Below are 24,392 nucleotides of genomic sequence, written 5' to 3'. Positions count from 1 at the left end.
TCACATGAGCAGGATTGAGCCCATGCGGCGCTATCAATGTTTCATCGACGGCCAATGGCATCAGCCGGCGTCCGGCGATTATTTCGAGAGCTTCGATCCGTACCTGGCCCAGCCTTGGGCCCTGATCCCCAAATGCGATGCGCGTGATGTCGATCTGGCTGTCGCCGCGGCGCGCCGGGCGCTGGAGCAGGGCGAGTGGGCCACCATGCATCCGTCGCAGCGCGGCCAGCTGCTGCGCAGGTTCGGCGACCTGATCGCGCGCGACGCCGATCAGCTCGCCGCCGTCGAGGTGCAGGACAACGGCAAGCTCTATGCGGAGATGCGCGGCCAGGTCGGCTACATCCCGCAATGGTTTCAATACTTCGGCGGGCTCGCCGACAAGATCGAAGGCGCGGTCGTGCCGATCGACAAGCCCGACATGTTCACCTACACGCGCCATGAGCCGGTCGGCGTCGTCGCGGCGATCACGCCGTGGAATTCGCCGCTGCTGCTGGCGACCTGGAAGCTCGCGCCGGCGCTCGCGGCCGGCTGTACCATCGTCATCAAGCCGTCGGAGTTCACCTCCGCCTCGACGCTCGAGCTGATGCGGCTGGTGGAGGAGGCGGGCTTTCCGCAGGGCGTGCTCAACGTCGTCACCGGTTTCGGCGCCGATGTCGGCGAGCCGCTGACCAGCCACAAGGGCGTCGACAAGATCGCCTTCACCGGCGGCGAGAATTCCGGCCGCCACGTGCTGCGCAACGCGGCGCAGACCTTCAAGCGCACCACCCTGGAGCTCGGCGGCAAGTCGGCGCAGCTCGTCTTCCCTGACGCCGATCTCGACAATGCCGTGAAGGGCGTGGTGTCCGGCATCTTCGCCGCCACGGGCCAGACCTGCATCGCCGGCTCGCGCCTCCTGGTGCATGAGAGCATCCACGACGCCTTCCTGGAGAAGTTCGTCGCGCTCGCGCAGACCGCGCGGATGGGCGATCCGATGAACATGGACACCCAGGTGGGACCAGTGACCACGCAGCCGCAATATCAGCGCGTGCTGTCCTGCATCGCGATGGCGCGCGAGGAGGGCGCCGAATGCGTCATGGGCGGCAAGCCGGCCAGCCGTCCGGAATGCGGCCAAGGCTGGTTCGTCGAGCCGACGGTGTTCGCCGGCGTCCACAATGCGATGCGGATCGCGCAGGAGGAAGTGTTCGGCCCGGTGCTCTCGGTGATCAAGTTCCGCGAGGATGACGAGGCCTTTGCGATCGCCAACGACACGGCTTACGGCCTCGCCGCCGGTGTCTGGACCAATGATCAGCGCCGAGCCTTCACCGCGGCCAAGCGGCTGCGCGCCGGCACGGTCTGGACCAACACCTATCGCGCCGTCAGCTACATGGCGCCGTTCGGCGGCTTCAAGGCCTCTGGCATCGGCCGGGAGAGCGGACAGGAGGCGATCATGGAATATCTGGAAACGAAATGTGTCTGGATGTCTTATGGCAAGGATGTGCCGAACCCGTTCGTGATGCGTTAGCGCGCCGCAACCGGAAGCGATGAGGGACGATGGCTGCCGACTTCGAGGGACTGCTGGTTGTGTCGATCGAGCAGGCGGTGGCGGCAGCCTACGCCTCCTGCAAGCTGGCCGACGCCGGCGCCCGCGTCATCAAGATCGAGCGTCCCGAGGGCGATTTCTCCCGGGAGTACGATCATTTCGTCCATGGCGAGAGCGCCTATTTCGTCTGGCTCAATCGCGGCAAGGAATCGATTGCGCTGAACCTCGCCGATGACGGCGACAAGGCGGTGCTGGCAGCGATGCTGGCGCAGGCCGACGTCTTCATCCAGAACCTCGCACCGGGCGCGATCGACCGGCTCGGCTTCTCGATGCAGGCGCTGCGGGCCAGGCATGAGCGGCTGATTACTTGCGCCATCTCCGGCTATGGCGACGAAGGTCCGCTGCGCGACGCCAAGGCCTATGACCTGCTGGTGCAGGGCGAGAGCGGGCTCGCCAACATCACCGGCAATGAATATGGCGCGGCGCGCGTCGGCGTCTCCGTCTGCGACATCAATGCCGGGATGACCGCGACGCAGGCGATCTTCCAGGCGCTGTATGCGCGCGAGCGCACCGGCCGCGGCCGCCACATCACGGTGTCGCTGTTTCACGCGATGGCCGACTGGATGAACGTGCCGTATCTGCAATATGCCTATGGCGGCGTGCCGATCGGCCGGGTCGGGCTGCATCATCCGACGATCGCGCCCTATGGCAGCTATGCCTGCGGCGGCGGCCGCTCGATCCTGATCGCGATCCAGAACGAGCGGGAATGGGTGATCCTGTGCCGCGACGTGCTCAAGCGGCCAAGCCTCGCCACCGATCCGCGCTTCCTGAACAATGGTGAGCGCGTGAAGAACCGCGCGGCGCTCGATGCCGAGATCGGGCCGATTCTGCTGAGCATGGATCTCGATCGCGCAATCAAATTACTCAACGATGCCCGGCTCGCGTTCGGACGAGTTTCCACTTTGGCCGACTTCGCCGAGCATCCGCAGAACCGCTATATCGAGATCGATACGCCGACAGGGCCCGTGGTGCTGATGGCTCCCGGCGCCGTCGCGGACGGGCAGGTGCCCGCGTTCGGACCAATCCCGGCGCTCGATGCGCATGGCGAACGTTTGCGCCGCGAATTCGCGCCCAAGCCGCAGGACTAGAGCAACGCCGCCTCTGCGAGCGAGCCCACGCGTGGCTTGCAATCCGGCTGCGCGACGGGCTCGCTTGACAGCCTCCTGATGCCGCTGATCTATAGCGTTCCTTGATCGTGTGTATGCTGGACATAGCGAAAAGTTATGGCAGACATACAGGAATGTTGGGACGGAAATGGACCTGCGGCAGCTTCGCTATTTCATTGCGATCGTCGAGCAGGGCTCCTTTTCCAAGGCGGCCGAGACCCTGAACGTTGCGCAGCCGGCGCTCAGCCTGCATGTCCGCAACATGGAGGCGGAGCTCGGCTCGGCGCTGCTGTTTCGCAGTCCGCAGGGCGTCGTCGCGACCGAAGCCGGCGAGATCCTGATCCGCCATGCGCGTATCGTCATCGACCAGCTCTCGATCGCGCGGCACGAGATCAAGGGCCAGGAGGCGGAGCCGTCCGGCGAGGTGCGGCTCGGGCTGCCCGGGACGATCAGCCAGATCCTGTCGGTGCCGCTGATCATCGAGGTGCGCAAGCGCTTTCCCAAGATCAAGCTGTGCGTCGCAGAGGCGATGAGCGGCTTCGTCACCGAGTGGATCCGCGAGGGCCGCATCGATCTCGCCGTGCTGTATCAGCCGGTCAGCGACAGCGCGCTCAACTCGTCGGAGGTGATCACCGAGGAGCTCTGGCTGCTCGGTCCGATGAGGCCGCCGTCAGGCGTCAAGCCGCCCGCCTCGGGCGCCGTGGCCTATGCCGATGTGACGCAGCTGCCGCTGATCCTGCCGAGCGCCGACCACGGCCTGCGCATGCTGCTGGAGCGCGAGGCGTCCGCGCGCGGCCTGTCGCTCGATCCGGTGATCGAGGTCGACTCGTACGCGAATATCAAAGGCCTCGTGGAGGAGGGCATCGGCTATTCGGTGCTGCCCTATAATTCGATTGCCCGCGACGTGCAGAACGAACGCCTGCTGGCGTGGCCGATCACGCAGCCTGAGATCAAGCGCTCGGTGCATCTGGCGCATCCCGTCGACCGGCCGCTCAGCCACGCCGTGTCGAGCGTGCACGCGCTCTGCCGCACGGTGCTGCTCAACCTCGTCGCGAAGGGCAAGTGGAACGGCGCGCGCGCCTTGCAGACCGGGTCGGAGCCGGATGCGGCGATGTCTCGGCAGAGCGGCAGAAAGCGTTGAGCCTGGCGTAGGCAACGCGGGACGGATCTCGTCACCCGGATCAGATCGGCATCGCCAGCTGCGTCTCGACGCTGTCGCTGGTCTCCTGCAGCGATGACAAGGAGATTCCGAGGAGCCGAACCGGCTTAGGCAGGGGCATCTCGCCTTGCAGCAGCGCCAGGGACAAACGTTCGAGTTCGCCGCGACTGGAGACCGCCGTGATGGCCGACCTGCTGCGCGTGATGATCTCGAAGTCGGCAAACTTGATCTTCAGCGTGACCGTGCGGCCTCTGTTGCCGGTCGCTTCACAGTAGCGCCAGACCTTGTCGATCAGCGGCTGCAGTTCAGCGGCCATCGGCTCGAATGCGGTCAGGTCAACGGCAAAAGTGTTTTCGGCGCCGACCGATTTGCGGATGCGATTGGCCCTGACAGGGCGATGATCGACCCCGCGCGAGATCCAGTAGTAATAGCCGCCGGCCTTGCCGAAATGCTGTTGCAGGAAGGGCAGGGTCTGGTTGCGGATGTCGAGGCCGGTATGGATGCCGAGCCCATTGAACTTCGCTGCGGTGGCTGGGCCGATGCCGTGAAACTTGCCGACCGGCAGGTCCGCCACGAAAGCCGCCCCCATCTCCGGGGAGATCACGTATTGCCCATTGGGCTTGCGGTGGTCGGACGCGAGCTTCGCCAGGAACTTGTTGTAAGAGATGCCGGCCGAGGCATTGAGGTCCGTTTCCGCCTTGATCCTCGCGCGGATCTGCAACGCGATGTCGCGCGCCAGCGGAATGCCCTGCAGATTGTCGGTGACGTCGAGATAGGCCTCGTCGAGCGACAGCGGCTCGATCACCGGCGTGTGCTCGGCGAAGATGGCGCGGATCTGCTGGCTGATCGCCTTGTAGACCTCGAAGCGCGGCCTGACGAAGATCAGGTCCGGGCACAGCCGCTTGGCGGTCACGGAGGGCATCGCCGAGCGCACGCCGAACTTGCGCGCCTCATAGCTCGCGGCCGCCACCACGCCACGTTCGCGCGAGCCGCCGACGGCAACGGGCTTGCCGCGCAGCTCGGGATTGTCGCGCTGCTCGACCGACGCATAGAATGCATCCATGTCGATGTGGATGATTTTGCGGATGACCGTCGGCGCGGCATCCGGGTCCGGACCGGAGCTTGGCATGATCGTCATTTATCAGAGCTTGGCGACAAAGTCTGCCGATCAGGGGACATCGTAAACAATGCCTGTTTGACACGGGCGCGGTTCGGCAGCGACAACGCGCGCGAGACCGAGGAGGACCGGGTGATTGACACGAGAACGCTGGCTGACGTGCTGCATCCTGATCAGGCCTGACACCGCATGTTCGAGCTGACATTCCTTGGAACCTCAGCCAGCGTCCCTTCTGAGGACCGCAACCATCCGGGTCTCCTGATTCAGGCCGGCGGGCAGCGCCTGCTCGTCGATTGCGGCGAGGGGACTCAACGCCAGCTGCTGCGCAGCGGCGCAGGTTTCCGGCGGCTGGACCGCATCCTGCTCACGCACGGTCATTTCGACCACATCCTCGGCCTTCCCGGGCTGTTCTCCACCCTGCGGCTGCGCAGGAGTGACGACATCATGCATGTTCATGCGAGCGCCGGTACGCTCGACGTCGTGATCCGGATGCTCGCCGGATTTTGGGGCGACGGCCGTGCGCCGATTTCGCTGCAGTTCGTTCCGCTCGCGCACGGAGAGGTTCTCGACACGGGCGAGTTCGCGATCGACTGCTTCCCGGTCCGGCATCGCGACACCGACAGTTTCGGATTTGCGTTCACGAGACCGCCGCGCCGCCATTTGCGGTCCGACCGTCTGACCGCCCTTGCCGTTCCTGACGGGCCGATCCGAAAGAATTTGGCGGAGGGACAGACGGTCACACTGGATGACGGCCGTACCATCCGGCCTGAGGATGTCCTTGGTCCGCCGGCCGGCGGCAAGAAGCTCGTCATCGTCGGCGATACCGAAACGACCGATGGACTAGATGAGCACGTCCGCGACGCGGATTTGCTGGTGATCGAGGCGACCTTCCTTGCGCGCGACACCGCCACGGCGCGCGACTATGGACACCTCACGGCGGCCGAGGCTGCCATGCTTGCCGCGCGCGCCAATGTCGGCCAGCTCGTGCTGAACCACATTTCCGGCCGCTATGGCGACGAAGAGATTCTCGGCGAAGCCAAGGCGATCTTTCCAGCCAGCCGTATCGCCAGCGACCTCGATCGCATCATCGTTTAGCCGTGGCGCGCCGGCGACCCGGCCGACGGGATTCGCCGCGGGAGTCCGCGAGCAGGGCCGTGGAGGAGCGCTGGGATCGGCAGCCCGATCCCGATGGTGTCCTGCTCGAGAATGTCGCCGAGTTCGGGTGTACGAACCTGTCGCCGAGCAATTTCGTTCAACTCAGCGCAATGACGCGCAATATCGCAAGCAGCGAGGCGGCCTATCCTGCGCTTGTAGAAAAACATCTCACCGACCCGATCGCTCCGTACGCCACGCCGGCTCGCCGGAAGCGCTCACCCTTTCAGTTGCGAAGGCGCGGACCGAGCGATCGTCCCGATGACAGAGTCGTACATGGAAAACACGGCCAGCGTGGAAGCGCGGCAGCCCTCCGCTCCCGGAAACCGCGCGCTACGCGGCGGCGCGACGGCGGTCCCCTTTGCCATCGTGGTGCTGATCGCGGCGGCCGTGGCAGGCCTTTCCGTGTTCTACCTGTTGAAGCCGCAGCCGCTGCTCGTTCAGGGCGAGGTCGACGCCACGCGTTTCGATATCGCGGCGCGCGTCGACGGCCGGGTGAAGGACGTGCCGGTCGCGCGCGGTGAGAACGTCGCCGCCGGAGCCGTTCTGGTCAGCATCGACAATCCGGAGACGGTCGCCAAGCGCGATCAGATGAAGGCGGGCAAGGCGGTCGCGGACGCCCAGCTCGCCAATGTCACGGCGGGGACGCGGCCGGAAACCGTGGCGGCGCGGAAGGCCGAGTTGTCGCGGGCGCAGGCCAACCTGGTTCTCGCGCAGAAGACGTTCGATCGCGTCCGGACCCTGACCGAGCAGGGCAATGCGCCACAGGCCCGTCTCGACCAGGCAACCGACTCTCTTCATGAGAGCGAGCGAGCCGTGGATCAGGCCCAGTCCGCCTACGACCAGGCCGTCAATGGCTATACCAAGGAGGAGCGCAACATCGCCAAGGCGAACGTGGAGAAGGCAGAAGCGGATATCAGGACGGTTCAGTCGATCATCGATCAACTCGTCGTCCAGGCGCCGATCGCCTCCCAGGTCTATCAGCGCAACGTCGAGCCCGGCGAATATGTTGCCCCCGGCGTGCCGCTGATGTCGCTGATCAATCTCGACGATCTCTGGATCCACTTCGATCTCCGTGAAGACCTCTTGAAGGAGGTGAAGGTCGGCGACCGGTTCGACGTGCGGATTCCCGCGCTCGGGGACCGCAAGGTCACGGTGGCCGTCAAGCTGATCGCGTCGAAGGGAGAGTATGTGAGCTGGCGCGCGACGCGGGCCACGGGTGACTTCGATCTGCGCACGTTCTCGGTCCGCGCCTATCCGGTGCAGCCGGTCCCCGAGCTGCGGCCGGGCATGAGCGCCTATCTGGATTGGCGGTCGCGCTGATGGGCACGTCATCCGCTTCCGGCTTCCTGTGCGTCGCCCGGCGCGAGTGCCGATGGCTCGTTCATGATCGCGTCGCCCTGATCCTGATCTTCGGCGTCCCGCTGTTTGCGTTCCTGGTTCTCACGACCGTGTTCAGCCAGTCCGTCATCCGCGGGCTCGGCGTCACCGTCGTCGATGAAGACAGGTCGGATGCCTCGGATGCACTCACGGAATACATTGCGGCATCGCCAAGTCTGCGCATCGTCGGCCGCTCTGCGTCGCTGTCGGACGCGGTGGAGGATCTCAGATCCGGCAAGTCGATCTCCGCAGTGTATATCCCTCCCAATTTCGAACGCGACCTGAAGGCTCAGCGGCGGCCGCAGGTGGTCGGCTTCTACGACCAGCAATTCCTGACGGCGGCGGGCATCGCTTCCGCAGGAATCAGCGACAGCTTGTCGGCGGCGGCCGTCGCGGCCGCTCCCGCGGGCCGCACTGCGCCATCGCCGGCCTCCATGGGGACGATGGTCAGCGAGACCATCACGCTGGTCAATCCGCAGAAGAACTACGCTCAGTTCCTGCTGCGAACATTGCTGCCGATGGTCGTCCACGTCATCGTCGCCGTGGCCGCCGGCTATTCGGTCGGCTCCGAATTCCGCCAGCGAAATGCGCGGGAATGGATCGTATGCGCGGGCGGAAATCCGCTCGTGGCCCTGGCGGGAAAGCTGGCGCCGCTGCTCGGCCTGTTCGCGGTGATGATGTTCGCAGTGCCGCTCTTGCTGGAGGGCGTGCTGGAGATTCCCTTCAAGGGCGATCTGCCGATGATGGTGGCCTCGGGAGTCCTTCTGATCGTCTCCTATCTCTCGCTCGGTGCGCTTCTGCAATTGCTGGCGCGTGACCTGGCGACAGGCCTGGGCCTGACGGGACTGCTGGTCTCGCCCGCCTTCGGCTACGCCGGCGTCGGTTTCCCGATCAGCGGCATGAACATGTTTGCGCAGGGCCTGAGCGTGGTTCTGCCATTGCGCTGGTACATGTCGGTGCTGTTGGGCCAGGCGGCGCGCGGTCTCCCGGTGGCGGAGTCCGCGGCCTCGTTTGCCATGCTCGCTGGCCTGACAGCGCTCTACGCCACGCTCGCTGTTCTGCTCATGCGGCGCGTGAGCCGGAGCCTTCCGGGCGATCGGGACGTTCCCGGCGAGCCAACCATGGACGAGATGCGCACGGCCGGCGTCGGCGGTGCCTTTCTGGCGGAGTGGCGCCGCGTGCTCGGCAACCGCAGCGCCTTCACCATCATCATCCTCGCGCCGATCATCTATGGCCTCTATTACCCGCAGCCCTATCTCAATCAGATCCTGCGCAAGCTGCCGATCGCCGTCGTCGACAACGACATGAGCGACATCAGCCGCCGGCTGGCCGAGATGCTGGACGCGAGCGGCGCATTGCGGGTGGTCGCACGACCCCGAACCCTGGCCGAGGCTCGCGAATTCATCGACCGCGGACTGGCCTTCGCGGCCGTCGAGGTGCCGTCGGGCACGGAGCGCGATCTCCTCAAAGGGCTCAACGTCCACATTCCCGTCTATGCGGATGCCACCTATCTCTTCATCTTCCGGTCGACCGCGAGCGGTGTGGCGACGGCTATCGGCAGCTTGACCTCCGAGCTCGTGTCCAAGGGCGGCCGGTCCGAAGGCAGTCTCGTCAAGGCGAAGCTCGCCGCGACCAGCCCTGCGGACGTCCTGTTGCAGCCGATCTTCAATCCGGTTGGCGGCTATGCCAGCTATATCGTTCCCGCCGTCTTCATTCTCATTCTGCAGCAGACCCTTCTGATCGGTGTCGCGATGCTGACGCGCGAGGCGTTGCGCGGTGGCGGCAATGTGTTGGCCGGGGTGGCGGGCCGTGGCTGTGCGCACCTGACCCTTTGCCTGCCCGCGCTTGCGCTCTATCTGATCGTGCTCCCGCGCGTCTATGGCTTCTCGACCCTGGGGCAGCTCCCCCAGCTGTTCGCCCTCGCGTCGCTGTTCCTGCTCGCGACCAGCTTTCTGGGGCAGGCGATCGGCACGCTGCTCACGCGGCCGGAGAATGCCACACTGCTGCTGTTGGCGACGAGCTTGCCGCTATTCTTCATGACCGGCTTCGCATGGCCGCGAGAGGCGATACCCGACATCGCACTCGCCTTCGGTCGGATCTTTCCGGCTGATTTCGCGATCGACGGGCTGGTCCGCATCAATCAGCTTGGTGCGAGCCTGTGGGACGTCGCATCCAGTTGGCTCGGCTTGTGGTGCCTTGCGGTCGTGTATTTCGGCCTTGCCGCGAGCCTCGCGGGCCTGACCAGGAAGAGGCTGGCATCATGAAGGTCAAGTCCATCGTCGCCGCGTCTCTTGTCGTCGTCGTCGCCGCGGGCCTCGTGATCTACGAGACGGCGGCTGACGAGCCGGTGCCGGCCATCGTGGGCGTCGTTCGCGCCACCGAGATTGGACTCGCCCCGGAAGTCGGCGGCCAGTTGGCCGCGATGGAGGTCCGCAAAGGCATGCGCGTTCATGCCGGCGATGTGCTGGCCACATTGTCCGCGGTGGAGCTCACGGCCCAGCTCGACCAGGCCCGTGCCGCGCTGGCGGCGGCGATTGCGAACCGGGACCATGTCCTTGCCGGCGTGCGGCGCGAGCAGGTCGATTCGCTGCGAAGCGGAATATCCAAGGCCAGTGCTCGCCTCGACTTCATGCAGCTGCAATTGGCGCGAACGAGCTCGCTGACACGCCAGAACGTCGAATCGCTGCAGGCGCTCGACCAGGCGCAACACGACGCCGACACCGCCTCGATGGATGTCGCTCAAGCCCAGGCTCTGTATGATGCGGCGGTGGCAGGGCCGACGCCCCAGGAGCGCGCGATTGCGGAGGCTCAGGTCCAGGCCGCGTCGGCGGCGGTGGAGGTGCTCGCGCGCAAGCTGGACAAGACCGTGCTGCGCGCGCCGGCGGACGGCATCGTCAGCGTCGTCGTTGCGGAAGTGGGCGAGAACGTGCGAGCGGGGCAACCCGTTCTGACGCTCGAAGCGAGCGGCAGGACATGGCTGTCCTTCAACGTGCGCGAGGATCATCTCGAAGGACTTGCGGTCGGGCGCGGTGTCAGGGTCGGCCGTGCAGGAAGCCGTGAGATCGTCACCGGATCCGTCACCGAAATCCGCCGGCTTGGCGCGTTCGCGACATGGCAGGCCCGCAGGGTCGTCGGCGATCATGACCGAAACACCCTCAGGCTGCGCGTCGATCCTTCAAGCGACAGGGCCGACCTGGAGCCCGGAATGACGGTGTGGATCGAACGATGACGCCGACCTCCCGACATTCGCGCGAATCGTCCTTGCGCATCGATCCACGGTTGCAGCAAGGTTTCAGGCCGAATTGGCTTGCGGGCAACCGCTGTGGTAGCCGATCGCGTCCGATGGTGGCACGGCCGGCGCGCGCCGATCACTTCGCCCTTGGTTGCTCGTTCCTGATCTCGCTCGGCGTCTTGTTGGTCCAGCGCTGGAAGGCGCGCCGGAATGCCGCGGCATCGCTGAACCCCAAGGCCACCGCGATGTCGTCGTTGGTGAGGGCGGTGCCGCGCAGATATTCGAGCGCCAAGCGGCCTCTCAGTTCGTCCCGGAGAGCCCGGAACGACAGTCCTTGTTTCTCGAGCGCGCGGCGCAGCGACCGCTCATTCGTTCCGAGCCGACGCGCAACGGCCTCGAACGAGGGAGGATTGGCGATGTCGCGCAGCAGGATCTCGCGGATCTGGCCGGCCACGCCTGCGCGTACCGTGAGATCGGCGAGCAAATTGTTGCACATGTCGACCATGTGCGAGAACGTCGTCCGGTTGCCGAGTACCGCCTTGGAGTCCAGCCATTCGCTCTTGAAGATCATCCGGTTGGCGGTCTGCGAAAAGCGCACCTCGCAGCCGACGTCACCCGGGTTGATCCCGAAATCAGTCGCCTTGGCGTATGTCAGATGGATTGCTTCCGGAACAAAAGCCGGGCCCATGATGTCCCGCATCACCGAGATGTGGACTCCCATCTGCTTCTCCATCACGAAGCGATAAAGCGGGGAGTCATCGACCATATGGGCGTTGGGTTCGAAGATCCAGGTGGCCAGGCCATCCTTCTCCGTCAGCCCGACCGAGGCGAGCGGCGTCGCGAGCACGTGGTAGCGGATCGTCACATCCACGGCCGTCCGGAAGTCCGGGCTGCAGAGGATGGCATAGCCATACATGCCATAGGCCGATATGTGGATGGTCTCGCCGATACGATAGGCAATATGCGGGTCGGCCGACAACCTGATGGCGTTCCGGTAGGCGGTCATCAGCTGACTCAGCGAGATCCGCGTGTCCGGCGAATGAACGTCTTCTGGTCTGAGGCCGATACCCTTCAAGGCGTCCGACGGTGAGTGACCTTCTTTCACCAACGCGTCGTAGACGGAGGCCAGCTTGGTAGGAGTGTATAGCCGCTCATGGAGCCCGACGGCCGGCGCTTCCATCGCGCCCGGTCCTATTGATCCGTTTCGACGCGAAGACGTGCCCGGCTGCTGCAATGATATTGGCCTCTCCAACTGAATCGATTGCCCGCGCGACGACGCGCTGTCCCCTGGGCAGAATTTGCCAAGGAGCCGGCAAAGCCCCCGCGGCCCGAATTGTTCTTAGTGGCGTGCCGGGCGACAATCAAGATGGTAACATGTGACAATCGGGATCGACGGAAGCTGTTGTTTTGGGCAGATGCAGGACGGCTCGCCACCAATTACGACAGTGGCTGACGACCGAGATCGCCATCAGCCACGCTGGGAGCGCCGGCCGATCATGTTGGGACGACTCGTTAGTTGCATCGTCGGAAATTAGTTGACGAGAGCTGTACGATCGCGGGTCCCCTGATGGGAAAAGTCCTATCCTAACGCTTGGCCCGCCGTTTGCGTGGGGATCGTCGAGCGGGGCAGACTGAGTTGGCCGTGTCAGGAGAAAACTCATCTCTGGTCGAGGCGGATCTGACCGGTCGGGTATGCCAACTGTCCGCTACGAGCCTTCACAACAAAAGTCAGCCAGAGATAATCGCGCGGAGATCAACGAATTCGACGAACCTTGGAAGTCCGCGAAAATGCTCATGGATTATCGACGCGAGGATGATGGGGGCAGCGGCATCAATCTGGTGCGGCGCGAGCTTGGTGACCGCCCCCGCGTGGCGACGAGCGAAGGGCGGTGCTGGGACGGAATCTGGCTGGACGAATACGGTGCGTTTCACGCCGGCGGTACTGAGCCGATGCCGCCGCGTGATCATCATGTCGTCCTGGTCGCGCGGGAGCATTCGTCCTACGTCCTTCAGCAGCGTCTCGGCCAACGCTTCGAAAGCGCGTGCAGGCCTGGAGACCTGTCGATTGTGCCCGCGGGTCATGAAACGACGTTTCGCGGCCGCTTGCCGGCTCATTTGCGCATCGGTCTGTCGCTCGAACGCCTCAGGGAGGTTGCCGAAGAATTGGGCAGGAGCGGCGTCTATGCGCGGCCCGAACTGGCCAATGTCTTCCGCGCGCAGGACTGTGTCGTAGATCGCCTCGGGGCGATCATGTCTGCCGAGCTTCTGCGACCGGCACATCCGGCGCAGGATCTTCTGATGGAGTCGGTCGCGACAGTGCTGTCGACGCATCTTCTCCGAAGCTTCGGCACTTCGATGGACCGGGAGGGGCGCTCCGCGGCGAGCAACGTGGCGGCGATCCGCCGCGCTCTGGAGTTCATGCGGCAGCCGCTCGATATCAAGATCACCCTGGCTGAGCTCGCCGATGCCTCGGGCATCAGCCGCTTCCATCTCAGCCGCATCTTCAAGAAGCATTTCGGCCTGTCGCCCATCGCTTACCTCGAACGGACGCGGATCGAGCGAGCCAAGGACCTGATCCGGCGCGCCGAGATGTCGCTCGCCGAGGTGGCGCAGACGGTCGGTTTTGCCGATCAGAGCCATTTCACGCGCCGCTTCAAGCACTACACCGGACATACGCCGGGTGCGTATTCGCGAGAGCACGCACGCAAGCGACTGCCATCCTAGTCATCACGCCTCCATTCGTCGCGTAACCACTGCGCAACAGGGCACCTTCGAGGGACCGAGCCTTCCGGAGGTCGCCTCTCGTCGCGCATGGCCCAGTCACGACCATTCCTCATCACCCAGATTGCCAACACGACGAAGATTGAAGACGAGCCGTTCAAATGCCACCCGGACCTCAAAGATACATTGCACCCACCCACCAGAGCGTCAGAAGCCGAGCCACCGCCGGCTCGCGCAGACTGCTGATCTCAAGCCTTGCGGTGATAAGCCTGTTGTTGCCGCCTGCGGCGAGGGCCGATGTCGGGCGTGACCATCCCACAGCCGCGGCCGGCGAGCCTGCGCCGCGCGCGGAGCCCTCCGAGCAGGAGGCGACCGAAGCCGAAATCCGCCGGTTCAAAACGGCATCGATCTCGCTGCGCGATGCGCTCGGGATCGCGCGCGAGCGTCATAGCGGCTCCCGCGCGGTCGACGCGAGTTTCGACGGCGAGACCGGCGTGCCGATCTATCAGGTGCGGATGGTGAGGGGAAACCGCCTGTGGGAGACCACCATCGATGCCCGGACCGGCGCCACGATCAAGACCGAGGTGCTGTCCGCGATCCCCGATCTGGAGACGCACGATCGCGAGCTGCTCGTCCGGCTGCGCGCGGTGCGGCAGGACCTGCCGGACGCGATCGTGGTGGCTGAACGAAGCACGAATGGACGGGCGATCAGCGCCGGCCTGATGGTGGAGCAGGGCCGCCTGCAATTCGTGATCGTGTGTGTTGCCGGCAGTGATCTGAAGCAGGTTCTGCTCGAGCCGCCGGTGGCGGCCGGTGTGAAACGATGATCGGCCCGGAAGGTGATCGAGACATGACGGATGCACTGACAATCGAACGGCGTATTGCCCCGCGCAAAGGTGTGTCGGCCGGCCCGGGCCGGCGCGCGACATGGACCTGTGCGGCCGCCTTCGTGGCGATCTGCGGCGTGCTGATCGGATGGGCAACGCCGCTGAGTGCGCAGGGAACGGCGGAGGAACGGGAGGCCTGCGCCCCCGATGTCTTCCGCCTGTGCAGTTATTTTATTCCTGACCCGACCGCCATCGAGGCCTGCCTCAGGAGGAAGAAGCCGGAGCTGAGCGTTGCGTGCCGCAGGGTGGTGTTTCCGGCGACGCGACCGGACGAACTTGGCGCGAGCCCCGCCGTCCAGGGCGGCCGCTGAGCAAGATCAGTCAAATCACGGCGAGGGCGTGCAAGACGTGGCGAGCACAGCACGTGTAGTGCGCAGTTCGCCACCGCGCTGCGGACGGGTGTCTCTCCCGACAGCACCGGCACAGAGAGCGTTGATCAGATGTCTGACGAGAAGCATCACAACTCGGCTGGCCCGGCGGCGCGCCGCAGAAGGCAATCGTCGACGGCGTTCCTTGCGCTGAGCTGGCTGACGGCCGCCATGGCTGTGTTGCTGGGGGGGCTTTTGCCGTCCGCCACCGCGCAGACGGCGGCTCAACCGCCCGACACGATGGCGGCGCGCGTCGAGGCCTGCACGCCCTGTCATGGCAACCGGGGCGAGGGCACCAACGACGTCTATTTCCCGCGCCTCGCCGGCAAGCCGGCGGGCTATCTCCACAACCAGTTGCTCGCCTTCCGCAGCGGCCGCCGGAAGTATCCGCCGATGAACTATTTGCTGGAGTTTCTGCCGAACGATTATCTGCAGGACATGGCGGATTATTTTGCTAGCCAGCGTCCGCCGCTGCCGCAACCCGCCCCGACCGCCGTGAGCGCGGAGATCCTCAGCCGCGGCGAGGCGCTGGTGACCGGCGGCGATGCGGCCGCGCAAGTCCCGGCCTGTGCGAGCTGTCACGGTCCGGATCTGACCGGCATGGAGCCGGGCATTCCGGGGCTGCTCGGCTTGCGGCCCAACTATGTCAGCGCCCAGCTCGGCGCCTGGCGCTACGGCACGCGGACGGCGAAGTCGCCGGACTGCATGCAGCGGGTGGCGGCAAAGCTGACCGAGACCGACGTGACGGCGGTCGCGGCCTATCTCGCGACCCTCCCGGCATCGGAGAACGCAGCGCCCGCGCCGAAGGGCAGCTACGCCCTGCCGTTCGCCTGCGGCAGCGCGCCGAATTGAGGGGCAGGGTCATGCAAGGGACGCTCCGTCTGCTCTCCATCGTCGCGGGTCTTCTGGTTGCGACGCCGATCCTGCATGCGCAACCCGGCAGCGATGCGGCCGGCAGCGACATCATCGCGCGCGGCGAATATCTGGCGCGGGCCGGGGACTGCATCGCCTGCCACACCGCCCCGGAGGGACGGCCTTTCGCTGGCGGCCGTGCCATGAAAACCCCGTTCGGCGCGCTCTACACCTCCAACATCACGCCGGATCCGGCGACGGGGATCGGCCGGTGGAGCGCCGACGACTTCTACAAGACCATGCATACCGGGCGCTTTCCCGATGGCGGCCTGCTGTATCCGGCGATGCCGTTCGCCTCCTACACCAAGGTGACCCGCGCCGACAGTGATGCGATCTTCGCCTATCTCAGGTCGATCCCGGCCGTGAACCAGAAGAACCGCAATCACGAACTGCGCTTTCCCTACGACAATCGCGAACTGATCCTGGGCTGGCGCACGCTGTTCTTCCGCGAGGGCGAGTTCAAGAACGATCCGTCCAAATCGGCCGAGTGGAATCGCGGCGCCTATCTCGTCGAGGGACTCGGCCATTGCGGCATGTGCCATTCGCCGATCAATGCGCTCGGCGGCAGCTCGCAATCGGACGCGTTCAAGGGCGGCCTGATCCCGATGCAGAACTGGTACGCGCCGTCGCTGACGTCCAACCGCGAGGCGGGGCTCGGGGATTGGAGCATCAAGGATATCACCGATCTGCTCCAGACCGGCGTCTCCAACCGCGGCGTCGTGTTCGGCCCCATGGCCGAGGTCGTGCACAACAGCCTGCAATATCTCAGCGACGACGATGCACGCGCGATGGCGGTCTATCTGAAGGGCATCGCCGAGCCGTCGCCGAAGGCGCCGCCGGTGTCGAGCCTGCCGGGAACCGAGAGCAGCCTGCTGATCAGCCTCGGCAAGACCGTTTACGACGCGCGCTGCGCCAGCTGCCACGGCACGAACGGCGAGGGCAGGCCGCCGCACTGGCCGCCGCTGGCCAACAACCAGTCGATCAACATGGCATCCGCGGTCAATCCGATCCGTATGGTGCTCAATGGCGGCTATCCGCCGGGGACAAAGGGCAATCCCAGGCCGTACGGCATGCCGCCCTTCGCAGGCCTTTTGTCCGACAACGAGATCGCGGCGGTCGTGAGCTATATCCGCACCTCCTGGGGCAATCGCGGCACGCCCGTGAGCGCTCGCGAGGCCAACGAGCTGCGCTCCGCACCGCTCGACTGAGAGGCACCATGCTGAACACCGACTCTTCCGAGCGAGACGGCCCAGATGAGAAGGCGGTCGCGCTCGTCGTTGCCAGGGGGCCGCATGGCGCGCTGACCATCGCCGGCATCGCGACCGCAATCGTCGTCGCGCTCTGGCTTGCGTTTTATCTGTTCGTCTTTCTACCCCGGGGAGCCCTGCAATGAGCGTCGAGGAAAGGGGCGACGTGGCTGCGATCGCTGCGCGCACCGAGCGCAATTGGGCGATGATCTCGGTCGTCATCATCGTCGTGATGACGGGGCTCGCCGCCGGCGCCGGCCTGCATCGGGCGACCATGCCGCAGGCCCAGGTCCAGACCATCGATCCTGCGCGGCTGCATCTCGCCGGCGAGTTCGTCGAGTCCAATCTCGGCACAGAGCTCGGCGCCGATGGCGCGGTGACCGTGCGCGCGATCGGCCAGCAATACTCTTTTACGCCGGCCTGCATCCTGGTGCCTACGGACACGCCGATCACGTTGCGCGCCACCAGCGCCGATGTCGTGCACGGCATCCTGGTCCAGGGCACTAACGTCAATACCATGCTCGTGCCCGGCTACATCTCGGAGCAGCCCATGCGCTTTACCAGGACCGGCGACTACCTGATGCCGTGCCAGGAATTCTGCAGCTTCGGCCATGAGGGCATGTGGGGCAAGGTGAGGGTGATCGACAAGACGGCATTTGCCGAGCGTGCGAAGGGTGGCGGGAGGTTCAGCTGTGTTGGCGAATAGGAAGCTCATCCTCGCGCATTTCTGGCTGGCATTCGGGGTGTTCTCGCTGGCGCTGCTGCTCGGCGCCTGGCAGATGTTCATCCGCAGTCCGCTGCATATCTGGCTGTCCAACCCGGAATGGTACTACCGCTCGCTGACCGCGCATGGCACCGTCATGGCCTATGTGTTTCCGACGCTGGTGGCGATGGGCTTCGGCTATGCGATCAGTGAATCAGCGCTGTCGCAGCGCCTGGTCGGCGCGCGCTGGGCGTGGGTGGGATTCGGCCTTGTGGTCGCGGGAGCGGTCATGGCGATGGTTCCGGTCTCGCTCGGCCGCGCCTCGGTGCTCTACACCTTCTATCCGCCGCTGATCGGCAGTCCGCTTTACTACATCGGCCTCGTGCTGATCGTGGTCGGCTCCTGGATCTGGGTCGCGCTGATGGCGATCAACCTGCGGGTCTGGAAGAAGGCCAATCCGGGCGCGCCGGTGCCGCTGGCGATGTTCGCCAATGTCGCCGGCGCTTCGCTCTGGGCCTGGACGGCCGTCGGAGCCGCGCTCGAGCTGCTGCTGCAGATCATTCCGGTGGCGCTCGGCTTCAAGTCGACGATCGACGCCGGGCTCTCGCGCGTCTTCTTCTCCTGGACGCTGCATGCGATCGTCTATTTCTGGCTGATCCCGAGCTACATCGCCTATTACACCATCGTGCCGCGCGCCATCGGCGGACTGCTCTACAGCGACACCATGGCACGGATATCCTTCATCCTGTTCCTGGTGGTCGCGATGCCGATCGGCGTCCATCACGTGTTCGCGGATCCGATGGTGGGCGCGGGATTCAAGTTCATCCATTCCGCCTTCACCGCGCTGGTGGCGCTGCCGACTCTTCTCACGGTGTTTACGATCTGCGCCTCGGTCGAGATCGCGGCGCGGCTGCGCGGCGGCCGCGGCCTGTTCGGCTGGGTGAGGGCGCTGCCCTGGGACAATCCGGTGATGCTGGCGGTCGCCTTTTCCTTCGTCATGCTCGGTTTCGGGGGCGCCGGCGGCATCATCAATATGAGCTACCAGCTCGATGCTTCCATCCACAACACGCAGTGGATCACCGGCCACTTCCATCTCATCTTCGGCGGCGCCATCGTCATCATGTATTTCGCGATCGCCTATGATCTCTGGCCGCATCTGACGGGGCGCGCGCTGGCCGATGTCGGGCTGATGCGGCTTCAGCTCTGGCTTTGGACCGTCGGCATGGTGGTGACGACGTTCCCCTGGCACTATGTCGGGATCCTCGGCATGCCCCGCCGCATGGCCTATTTCGACTTCAGCCACCCCGCGCTGGCGCCCGAAGCGCTGTCGGTGATCATCTCGGTGGTCGGGGCCCTCATCATCCTGGTCTCCGGCGCATTGTTCCTGGTGATCCTCGCACGGGGCCAGATGACGCCGAAACAGGATGCCGGCGCCTATCGCTTCAGCCGGGCTCTGCATCCGCCGACGCGGCTTCCGGTGGTGCTCAACAGCCACGGGCTGTGGATCGCGCTGATGATCGTTCTGACCATCACCAATTATGGCGTCCCGATCCTCAACCTGGCGGTGCGGTCGGATACGGCCGTGCCTGCGGTCTATGTGGGAGCGCAGCGATGACGGAGCGTGAGGTGCTGTCGCTGCGCGATCGCCATGTCGGGATCAGCGTCGGGCTGACGCTGGGGCTGCTGGTGCTGACGGTGCTGGTCGGCTTCATCGTGCTGCCTTATGCGCAGCGCGAGTTCGAATTCGCCGGCCTGTGGGACGTGATCTGCCGCGCCGCCGGACTGCCGCGGGACACAGTGGCCGGCTCGGCCAAGCCGGCCGCGCCGACCTCCAAGGTGGTGCTGACCGCGGCGACGCTGGCCAAGCCAAGCCCGCAATCGATCGGCCGCGGCGCAACCCTGGCGCAGCGTTGCGCCATGTGCCACGGCCCGACCGGGATCAGCCGCGCTGATTTCCCCAATCTGGCGGGCCAATATGGCGCGGTGATCTACAAGCAGCTCGAGGACTTCCGCTCCGGCGCGCGGGTGAATGCGGTGATGTCGCCATTCGCGGCCCATCTGTCCGACCAGGACATCGTCGATCTCGCAGCCTACTATGCCTATCTGCCGCGATTGCCGGCCTATCACCCGGAGCCGCAGCGCCAGCCGACGCGCATCGTGGTCTATGGCGCGCCGACCCGCGGCATCGCACCCTGCGGTGCATGCCACGGCAGCCTCGACAACAAGACCGGCAGCCCGTGGCTCGAAGGGCAGTCGGCGGTCTATCTGAAAGCCCAGCTCGAGGCCTTCGCGTCCGGTCAGCGCCGCAACGACATCAGCGCCCAGATGCGCAACATCGCGCGGGCGATGACCTCCGAGGAGATCGACGAGGCCGCGGCCTACTACGCCTCGCAGCCGGTCGAAGCGGTGAATGTGGCCGAATAGGCCGGCCCGCCGCGCTACATTGACCGTCCATTCCTTTGCGTCATCAGGCGAAGAAATGGCCCGTTGACATCTTTCCCCTTTCGGGACCTGAGCTTCCAAAAGCTGACCTCCAGTCGGGCGGCGTTTGCCACGCGGGTGCGCGATGGGGCCGAGACGCCGGAAGAATGCGTCGCGCCACGATAGAGAGGGTGTGCACATGGCGCCACCGGATGACTTGAAGCCGCTCGAATATTGCTGAAAATCGCCGTGACGCAGCGATCGCCAACGTCGTGTTTCCAAGCGGCTCGGCGTTGAGCGGGAACGTGTCGGCTTTCCCAGGGGCGGACGAGGCCGATGCCATGCCGCGGCAAGCCGGATCAGAAGAGAGGAGACGTGAGGTCGATGCGCAAGCAATCCTCGATCGGGACTTTCGGCAGTGCCGGCATGGGCCACAAGGCAACTCGGAGTGCAAACACCACGTGAACGTGGCGGTCGGCCTGGTTCAGCACCAACACAGGCGAGGAGATGGTGATGCAGCCGTTGCCGCACCAGAAACTCCCAGACGGCGCGCGACACGCAGCGGCAGCCTGGATCATCTCTCTCGGAATGCCTTGGAAAGCTGGTCCTCGAGCGGCTTGATGAGGTAGGACAGCGCCGTGCGGTCACCGGTGCGGATGTGAATCTCCGCGGGCATGCCCGGGACGAGTTTCTTGCCGTCGAGGCGGGCGAGTTCGAACTCGGGAATCTCGACGCGCACCGTGAAGTACGGCTCGCCCGACCGCTCGTCCTTGCTGAGGTCGGCCGCCACCGAATGCACGAGGCCTTCGAGCTCCGGCGTTCGGCGCTGGTTGAAGGCGGCGAAGCGGACCAAGGCCTGCTGGCTTTGCAGAACCTGATCGATGTCGTGCGGCGCGACCTTGGCCTCGATGACGAGCTTGTCGCCTTCCGGCACGATCAGCATCACCGGCTCGCCGGCATTGATGACCCCTCCGACCGTGTGCACACTGAGCTGATGGACGATGCCGGATTGAGGCGCGCGGATGTCGATCCGCTTCAACTGATCCTCGGCGGCGATGCGGCGCTCGACGAGGCCGGCCTGCCTGGACTGGTTCTCGGTCAGCTCCTGGAGCACCTGTGACTTGAAATCCTGGTCGATCCGCAGAATTTGCAGCTCGATCTCGGCCACCTTGCCCTTTGTCTGCGCGGCCGAGGCCTTCAACTGCGCGTATTCCCCCTCGAGACGCGCGGCGTCGCGCCGAAGCGCGAGCATCTTTGCGCTGGTCACGAGCTTCTGCACTTCGAGGCCGGCCAGGCTTTCGAGCTCCTTGCCGATCAGCGCGATTTCCTTGGCCTTCGCGGTGATCTGGCCCGTGACTCCCCGAAACTCCTCATTGAGCTGGATCACGCGTTCCCTGAGCTGGGATTTCTGGCCTTCGCGCGAGTCGCGACGACTCGCGAACAGGCTTCGTTCCGCACTGCTCAGCTCGGCAATGGCAGGCTCACCTTTGCGCGCCTCCAATGCCGCAGCCAGCCTGACCTCGGCGAGGCCATCCCGCTCCGCCTTCAATCGTGCTTCGCGCACCATGAGTTCGTCGAGCTGCTTGGTGACCGTCTCGAGGTTTGCACGCGTCACCGTCTCATCGAGGCGAAGAAGGAGCTCTCCCTCCTTCACCTTCGCGCCGTCCCGCACCTTGATGTCGCCGACGACGCCGCCGGTCGGATGCTGAACCTTCTTCACGCTGCTATCGACCACGACGAGGCCCGAGGCGATCACTGCGCCGGCGATGTCGGTGCTTGCCGCCCACACGCCGATCCCGCCGAAGAGCAGGAACAGGGCGGCAAGGCCCGACAGCATGTAGCCTTGCACCCGGCCGTTGGCGCTGATCGTGAGCCGTTCGCGCGGCTTCATGAAGCGGCCTCCGCTGTGACGTCGTTGACGACCTTGAGATTGGCGGCTCCGGCGGCCGCCGTGCGTTGAGCAGCAGGCGACGCAGGCTGCAGCATCCGCCGCAGGATCTCCTCCTTGGCACCGAAGGCCTGGACACGCCCGTCGATCAGGGCCAGCACCTTGTCGATCCCCGCGAGAGCCGAGGGCCGGTGGGCGATCACGACGACGATGCCGCCGCGCTCACGCACCGAGCGTATGGCATGCGTGAGCGCGACATCCCCTGCGTGGTCGAGATTCGCGTTGGGCTCGTCGAGAACGATGAGGAATGGGTCGCCGTAGAGCGCCCGCGCCAGGGCTACTCTCTGACGCTGGCCGGCCGATAGTGCACAGCCGCCTTCGCCGACCTCGGTCTCGTAGCCCGCCGGAAGATGCACGATGAGTTCATGGACGCCGGCGGCGCGTGCGGCTGCAATGATCCGTTCGCTCGTTGCGGCCTCATCGAAACGACAGATGTTCTCCGCCACGGTCCCTTCGAAGAGCTCGATCGACTGAGGCAGATATCCGATGTGCCGTCCGAGCTGCGCAGGCGCCCACTGGTCGAGCGCCGCCCCGTCGAGGCGCACGCAGCCGCCGACACCGCTGCCGCTCGATCTCAGCGGCTGCCAGACTCCGACCAAGGCCCGCGCGAGGCTCGACTTCCCCGAGGCGCTCGGTCCGATGATCCCAAGCGCCTCGCCGGCGCTGAGCGCAAAGCCCACGTTGAGGAGAACGGGCCTGGCCGCGCCGGGCGGTGCGACCGAGAGATTTTCGACGGTCAGCGAGGATCTGGGCGCCGTCAATTGGAGGCTCGCGATCGGCTCGGATGGCAGCGCCATGAAGAGCTCCGATAGCCGCCGGTAGCTCTGGCGCGCGGACACGAACCCGCGCCAATGCGCGATCGATGTCTCGATCGGGGCCAGCGATCGAGACATGATGATGGAGGCCGCGATGATCGAGCCGGCGGAGAGGCCGCCGATGATGACCAGATAGGCTCCGAGGCCCAGCATCCCGGATTGCAGGAGCAGCCTGAACACTTTCGAGACGGACGAGATGCCGCCGATTGCGTCGGACGCTTGCAGCTGATCGGCGATATGGACGGCATTCAACTCGTTCCAGCGGTGCGAAAGACGCTGCCCGAGGCCCATCGCCCGCACGACCTCCGAGTTGCGCCGCGCGGCCTCGCCGAAGGCGAGTCGGCGCGAGGCCGAATGTGCGGCGGCCTTCAACGGTCCCTTGCTCCTCATCTCCGTGACGAAGGTCAGCGCCACCAGGACGAGCCCGCCCGCGACACTGAACAGGCCGAGGAGGGGATGAAGCAGGAAGATCACGGCGAGATAGATCGGGATCCAGGGAAGATCGAACAGCGCGGTCGGCCCGAGACCGGAGAGATACGAACGGATCTGATCGAGGTCGCGCACCGGCTGCAGTCCGTCGCCGGACGGCCGTGATCTCAGCGGCAGCAGCTGGACGACGGCAAACACCCGCTCTCTCAGCGCGTCGTCAATCCTGACGCCGACCCTGCTCATCACGCGTCCGCGGATGAAGTCGAGGTAGCCGTTGCCCAGATAGAGCCCGGCCATCAGCAGCGACAGTCCCACGAGGGTCGGCACGCTCCGCGACGGCAGAACGCGGTCATAGACCTGGAGCATGTAGAGCGAGCCGGTCAGTGCGAGCAGATTGATCGCGCCCGAGAACAGCGCAACGCCGGCAAAGATCGGGCTGCAGCGGGCAAGCGCCTGTTGCAGCGGCCCGCCGAACATGCCTGCCGCACGACCGTCATGCATCGACCATTTTCCGCGCCGGGGGCGGCTCCGCTGCGCCTGCCGCCGTCTGCTTCACCTCGAGATGGCCAACGGACAGCTTGCCGTCAGTTCCGCGCATCCGCATCTTGGGCTGGCGGCCCTCGAACGCGGCTTTGGGTAGCCTCTGGATCAGGCCGGCGAGCACCTTCGCGTCTCCGGCTGCGTGGATGATCCAGGGAACGTTCCCCGATCGCCATTCGTCCGGTTTCAGGCGCAGCGGTGTCGAAAGATCTGACAGGCGCTGATCGACCTCCTCGGAGACGAGCGCCCACAGGACGGCTGCGACGGGAGCGGTGGCCCCCGTATCCTTCGACTGGGCATCGGCGAGCGCGTACTGCCCGCGCACGATCGCCGGCACCACCAGCCATTCGAGGTCAGCCAGCGATTGATGCTTGTCTCGCGGAGAGCGCATGAGAAGCGTGACGATCTCGCCGAAGGCCGCAGCCATCTGTTTGGACGCGATCATCCGCTTCCTGATCTCCTCGGGGGGCAACGCCGCATGGACGGGCGGTGGCTTGCCTTCGTGCGCGGCCGCGGATGCAGGCTCGGTCACGGAGGCTCCATTGATCCGCTCCGCGCTGGTGGGACGGGCGGCCGCGTCGTCGCCGCTGCTCCTTTTGCCGAACAACATTGCGATCTCTCCTCTTCCATGAGTTTTGCCACGTCCCTCGTCGCGCAGGAGGGCGATCGGCGGAGT

At 65.5% G+C, this 24,392-nt stretch carries 21 protein-coding genes; 16 read left to right on the top strand and 5 right to left on the bottom strand.

The window, feature by feature from the left end:
• Window positions 1-22: 22 nt before the first annotated feature.
• The 3 genes from ACQR1L_RS09575 (at window position 23) to ACQR1L_RS09565 (ending at window position 3,826) form a co-directional block, all read left to right on the top strand.
• On the top strand, window positions 23-1,501 hold the full coding sequence (locus tag ACQR1L_RS09575; RefSeq protein WP_434857700.1) for an aldehyde dehydrogenase: 1,479 nt from the start codon (window positions 23-25) through the stop codon (window positions 1,499-1,501).
• A 29-nt stretch (window positions 1,502-1,530) separates the two neighbouring features.
• Window positions 1,531-2,667: a CaiB/BaiF CoA transferase family protein gene (locus tag ACQR1L_RS09570; protein WP_434857699.1), complete on the top strand. Its 1,137-nt coding sequence runs from the start codon at window positions 1,531-1,533 to the stop codon at window positions 2,665-2,667.
• A gap of 166 nt (window positions 2,668-2,833) precedes the next feature.
• Window positions 2,834-3,826 carry a LysR substrate-binding domain-containing protein gene (locus ACQR1L_RS09565; RefSeq protein ID WP_434857698.1) on the top strand — a complete coding sequence of 331 codons (993 nt, stop codon included), beginning with the start codon at window positions 2,834-2,836 and terminating at the stop codon, window positions 3,824-3,826.
• Between the two features lie 40 nt (window positions 3,827-3,866).
• Here ACQR1L_RS09565 and dinB read toward each other — a convergent pair whose 3' ends face one another.
• On the bottom strand, window positions 3,867-4,973 hold the full coding sequence (gene dinB, locus ACQR1L_RS09560) for a DNA polymerase IV (RefSeq protein WP_434857812.1): 1,107 nt from the start codon (window positions 4,971-4,973) through the stop codon (window positions 3,867-3,869).
• A gap of 177 nt (window positions 4,974-5,150) precedes the next feature.
• On the opposite strand from dinB, the gene ACQR1L_RS09555 reads away from it, so the two are divergent.
• The 4 genes from ACQR1L_RS09555 to ACQR1L_RS09540 all read left to right on the top strand — a co-directional run bounded on the left by ACQR1L_RS09555 (window position 5,151) and on the right by ACQR1L_RS09540 (window position 10,722).
• Entirely contained in the window at window positions 5,151-6,056 is a 906-nt protein-coding gene (locus ACQR1L_RS09555; protein WP_434857697.1) for an MBL fold metallo-hydrolase, read from the top strand.
• 318 nt (window positions 6,057-6,374) lie between these two features.
• Complete coding sequence (locus ACQR1L_RS09550) at window positions 6,375-7,436, top strand: HlyD family secretion protein (protein WP_434857696.1); 1,062 nt, start codon at window positions 6,375-6,377, stop codon at window positions 7,434-7,436.
• Entirely contained in the window at window positions 7,436-9,757 is a 2,322-nt protein-coding gene (locus tag ACQR1L_RS09545; protein WP_434857695.1) for an ABC transporter permease, read from the top strand. The genes ACQR1L_RS09550 and ACQR1L_RS09545 overlap by 1 nt, the downstream gene beginning before the upstream one ends.
• Window positions 9,758-9,810: 53 nt before the next feature.
• Window positions 9,811-10,722: an HlyD family secretion protein gene (locus ACQR1L_RS09540; protein ID WP_434857694.1), complete on the top strand. Its 912-nt coding sequence runs from the start codon at window positions 9,811-9,813 to the stop codon at window positions 10,720-10,722.
• Window positions 10,723-10,861: 139 nt separating this feature from the next.
• On the opposite strand, the gene ACQR1L_RS09535 is transcribed toward ACQR1L_RS09540, so the two are convergent.
• Window positions 10,862-11,905 carry an AraC family transcriptional regulator gene (locus ACQR1L_RS09535; RefSeq protein ID WP_434857693.1) on the bottom strand — a complete coding sequence of 348 codons (1,044 nt, stop codon included), beginning with the start codon at window positions 11,903-11,905 and terminating at the stop codon, window positions 10,862-10,864.
• Window positions 11,906-12,417: 512 nt separating this feature from the next.
• On the opposite strand from ACQR1L_RS09535, the gene ACQR1L_RS09530 reads away from it, so the two are divergent.
• From ACQR1L_RS09530 to ACQR1L_RS09490, 9 genes are all read left to right on the top strand, one after another.
• Window positions 12,418-13,449, top strand: a complete 1,032-nt coding sequence (locus tag ACQR1L_RS09530) for a helix-turn-helix transcriptional regulator (RefSeq protein ID WP_434857692.1) — start codon at window positions 12,418-12,420, stop codon at window positions 13,447-13,449.
• A gap of 269 nt (window positions 13,450-13,718) precedes the next feature.
• Window positions 13,719-14,273 (top strand): PepSY domain-containing protein, encoded by a 555-nt coding sequence (locus ACQR1L_RS09525; RefSeq protein ID WP_434857691.1) that lies wholly within the window; start codon window positions 13,719-13,721, stop codon window positions 14,271-14,273.
• Window positions 14,274-14,296: 23 nt separating this feature from the next.
• On the top strand, window positions 14,297-14,644 hold the full coding sequence (locus ACQR1L_RS09520; protein ID WP_434857690.1) for a hypothetical protein: 348 nt from the start codon (window positions 14,297-14,299) through the stop codon (window positions 14,642-14,644).
• Between the two features lie 228 nt (window positions 14,645-14,872).
• Window positions 14,873-15,553: a c-type cytochrome gene (locus ACQR1L_RS09515; RefSeq protein WP_434857811.1), complete on the top strand. Its 681-nt coding sequence runs from the start codon at window positions 14,873-14,875 to the stop codon at window positions 15,551-15,553.
• Window positions 15,554-15,564: 11 nt separating this feature from the next.
• Window positions 15,565-16,821 (top strand): c-type cytochrome, encoded by a 1,257-nt coding sequence (locus tag ACQR1L_RS09510; protein ID WP_434857689.1) that lies wholly within the window; start codon window positions 15,565-15,567, stop codon window positions 16,819-16,821.
• Between the two features lie 8 nt (window positions 16,822-16,829).
• Complete coding sequence (locus tag ACQR1L_RS09505) at window positions 16,830-17,006, top strand: hypothetical protein (RefSeq protein WP_434857688.1); 177 nt, start codon at window positions 16,830-16,832, stop codon at window positions 17,004-17,006.
• The gene (locus tag ACQR1L_RS09500) at window positions 17,003-17,566 is read left to right on the top strand and encodes a cytochrome C oxidase subunit II (protein WP_434857687.1); all 564 of its coding nucleotides are present in this window, start codon (window positions 17,003-17,005) and stop codon (window positions 17,564-17,566) included. Before ACQR1L_RS09505 ends, ACQR1L_RS09500 begins: the two co-directional genes overlap by 4 nt.
• Window positions 17,553-19,178, top strand: coding sequence for a b(o/a)3-type cytochrome-c oxidase subunit 1 (locus ACQR1L_RS09495; RefSeq protein WP_434857686.1), 1,626 nt, complete (start codon window positions 17,553-17,555; stop codon window positions 19,176-19,178). Before ACQR1L_RS09500 ends, ACQR1L_RS09495 begins: the two co-directional genes overlap by 14 nt.
• The gene (locus tag ACQR1L_RS09490) at window positions 19,175-19,987 is read left to right on the top strand and encodes a c-type cytochrome (protein WP_434857685.1); all 813 of its coding nucleotides are present in this window, start codon (window positions 19,175-19,177) and stop codon (window positions 19,985-19,987) included. The genes ACQR1L_RS09495 and ACQR1L_RS09490 overlap by 4 nt, the downstream gene beginning before the upstream one ends.
• A gap of 571 nt (window positions 19,988-20,558) precedes the next feature.
• On the opposite strand, the gene ACQR1L_RS09485 is transcribed toward ACQR1L_RS09490, so the two are convergent.
• From ACQR1L_RS09485 to ACQR1L_RS09475, 3 genes are read right to left on the bottom strand one after another with little or no spacing between them, the layout of a single operon-like run.
• On the bottom strand, window positions 20,559-21,875 hold the full coding sequence (locus ACQR1L_RS09485; protein ID WP_434857684.1) for an HlyD family type I secretion periplasmic adaptor subunit: 1,317 nt from the start codon (window positions 21,873-21,875) through the stop codon (window positions 20,559-20,561).
• The gene (locus ACQR1L_RS09480) at window positions 21,872-23,677 is read right to left on the bottom strand and encodes a type I secretion system permease/ATPase (RefSeq protein ID WP_434857683.1); all 1,806 of its coding nucleotides are present in this window, start codon (window positions 23,675-23,677) and stop codon (window positions 21,872-21,874) included. Before ACQR1L_RS09480 ends, ACQR1L_RS09485 begins: the two co-directional genes overlap by 4 nt.
• On the bottom strand, window positions 23,670-24,326 hold the full coding sequence (locus ACQR1L_RS09475; protein ID WP_434857682.1) for a toxin-activating lysine-acyltransferase: 657 nt from the start codon (window positions 24,324-24,326) through the stop codon (window positions 23,670-23,672). Before ACQR1L_RS09475 ends, ACQR1L_RS09480 begins: the two co-directional genes overlap by 8 nt.
• Window positions 24,327-24,392: the final 66 nt, after the last annotated feature.

Source organism: Bradyrhizobium sp. HKCCYLR20261 (genome assembly GCF_051168435.1).
In the GTDB taxonomy this organism is placed as follows: domain Bacteria; phylum Pseudomonadota; class Alphaproteobacteria; order Rhizobiales; family Xanthobacteraceae; genus Bradyrhizobium.
Note: the sequence above shows the minus strand (reverse complement) of the source record. Positions and strands in the feature narration are given on the sequence as shown.

Coding starts and splice junctions, on each gene's coding strand:
- ACQR1L_RS09575 (WP_434857700.1), top strand. CDS start 23: ATGCGGCGCTATCAATGTTTCATCGACGGCCAATGGCATCAGCCGGCG.
- ACQR1L_RS09570 (WP_434857699.1), top strand. CDS start 1,531: ATGGCTGCCGACTTCGAGGGACTGCTGGTTGTGTCGATCGAGCAGGCG.
- ACQR1L_RS09565 (WP_434857698.1), top strand. CDS start 2,834: ATGGACCTGCGGCAGCTTCGCTATTTCATTGCGATCGTCGAGCAGGGC.
- dinB (WP_434857812.1), bottom strand. CDS start 4,973: ATGCCAAGCTCCGGTCCGGACCCGGATGCCGCGCCGACGGTCATCCGC.
- ACQR1L_RS09555 (WP_434857697.1), top strand. CDS start 5,151: ATGTTCGAGCTGACATTCCTTGGAACCTCAGCCAGCGTCCCTTCTGAG.
- ACQR1L_RS09550 (WP_434857696.1), top strand. CDS start 6,375: ATGACAGAGTCGTACATGGAAAACACGGCCAGCGTGGAAGCGCGGCAG.
- ACQR1L_RS09545 (WP_434857695.1), top strand. CDS start 7,436: ATGGGCACGTCATCCGCTTCCGGCTTCCTGTGCGTCGCCCGGCGCGAG.
- ACQR1L_RS09535 (WP_434857693.1), bottom strand. CDS start 11,905: ATGGAAGCGCCGGCCGTCGGGCTCCATGAGCGGCTATACACTCCTACC.
- ACQR1L_RS09530 (WP_434857692.1), top strand. CDS start 12,418: ATGCCAACTGTCCGCTACGAGCCTTCACAACAAAAGTCAGCCAGAGAT.
- ACQR1L_RS09520 (WP_434857690.1), top strand. CDS start 14,297: ATGACGGATGCACTGACAATCGAACGGCGTATTGCCCCGCGCAAAGGT.
- ACQR1L_RS09515 (WP_434857811.1), top strand. CDS start 14,873: ATGGCTGTGTTGCTGGGGGGGCTTTTGCCGTCCGCCACCGCGCAGACG.
- ACQR1L_RS09510 (WP_434857689.1), top strand. CDS start 15,565: ATGCAAGGGACGCTCCGTCTGCTCTCCATCGTCGCGGGTCTTCTGGTT.
- ACQR1L_RS09505 (WP_434857688.1), top strand. CDS start 16,830: ATGCTGAACACCGACTCTTCCGAGCGAGACGGCCCAGATGAGAAGGCG.
- ACQR1L_RS09500 (WP_434857687.1), top strand. CDS start 17,003: ATGAGCGTCGAGGAAAGGGGCGACGTGGCTGCGATCGCTGCGCGCACC.
- ACQR1L_RS09490 (WP_434857685.1), top strand. CDS start 19,175: ATGACGGAGCGTGAGGTGCTGTCGCTGCGCGATCGCCATGTCGGGATC.
- ACQR1L_RS09485 (WP_434857684.1), bottom strand. CDS start 21,875: ATGAAGCCGCGCGAACGGCTCACGATCAGCGCCAACGGCCGGGTGCAA.
- ACQR1L_RS09480 (WP_434857683.1), bottom strand. CDS start 23,677: ATGCATGACGGTCGTGCGGCAGGCATGTTCGGCGGGCCGCTGCAACAG.
- ACQR1L_RS09475 (WP_434857682.1), bottom strand. CDS start 24,326: ATGTTGTTCGGCAAAAGGAGCAGCGGCGACGACGCGGCCGCCCGTCCC.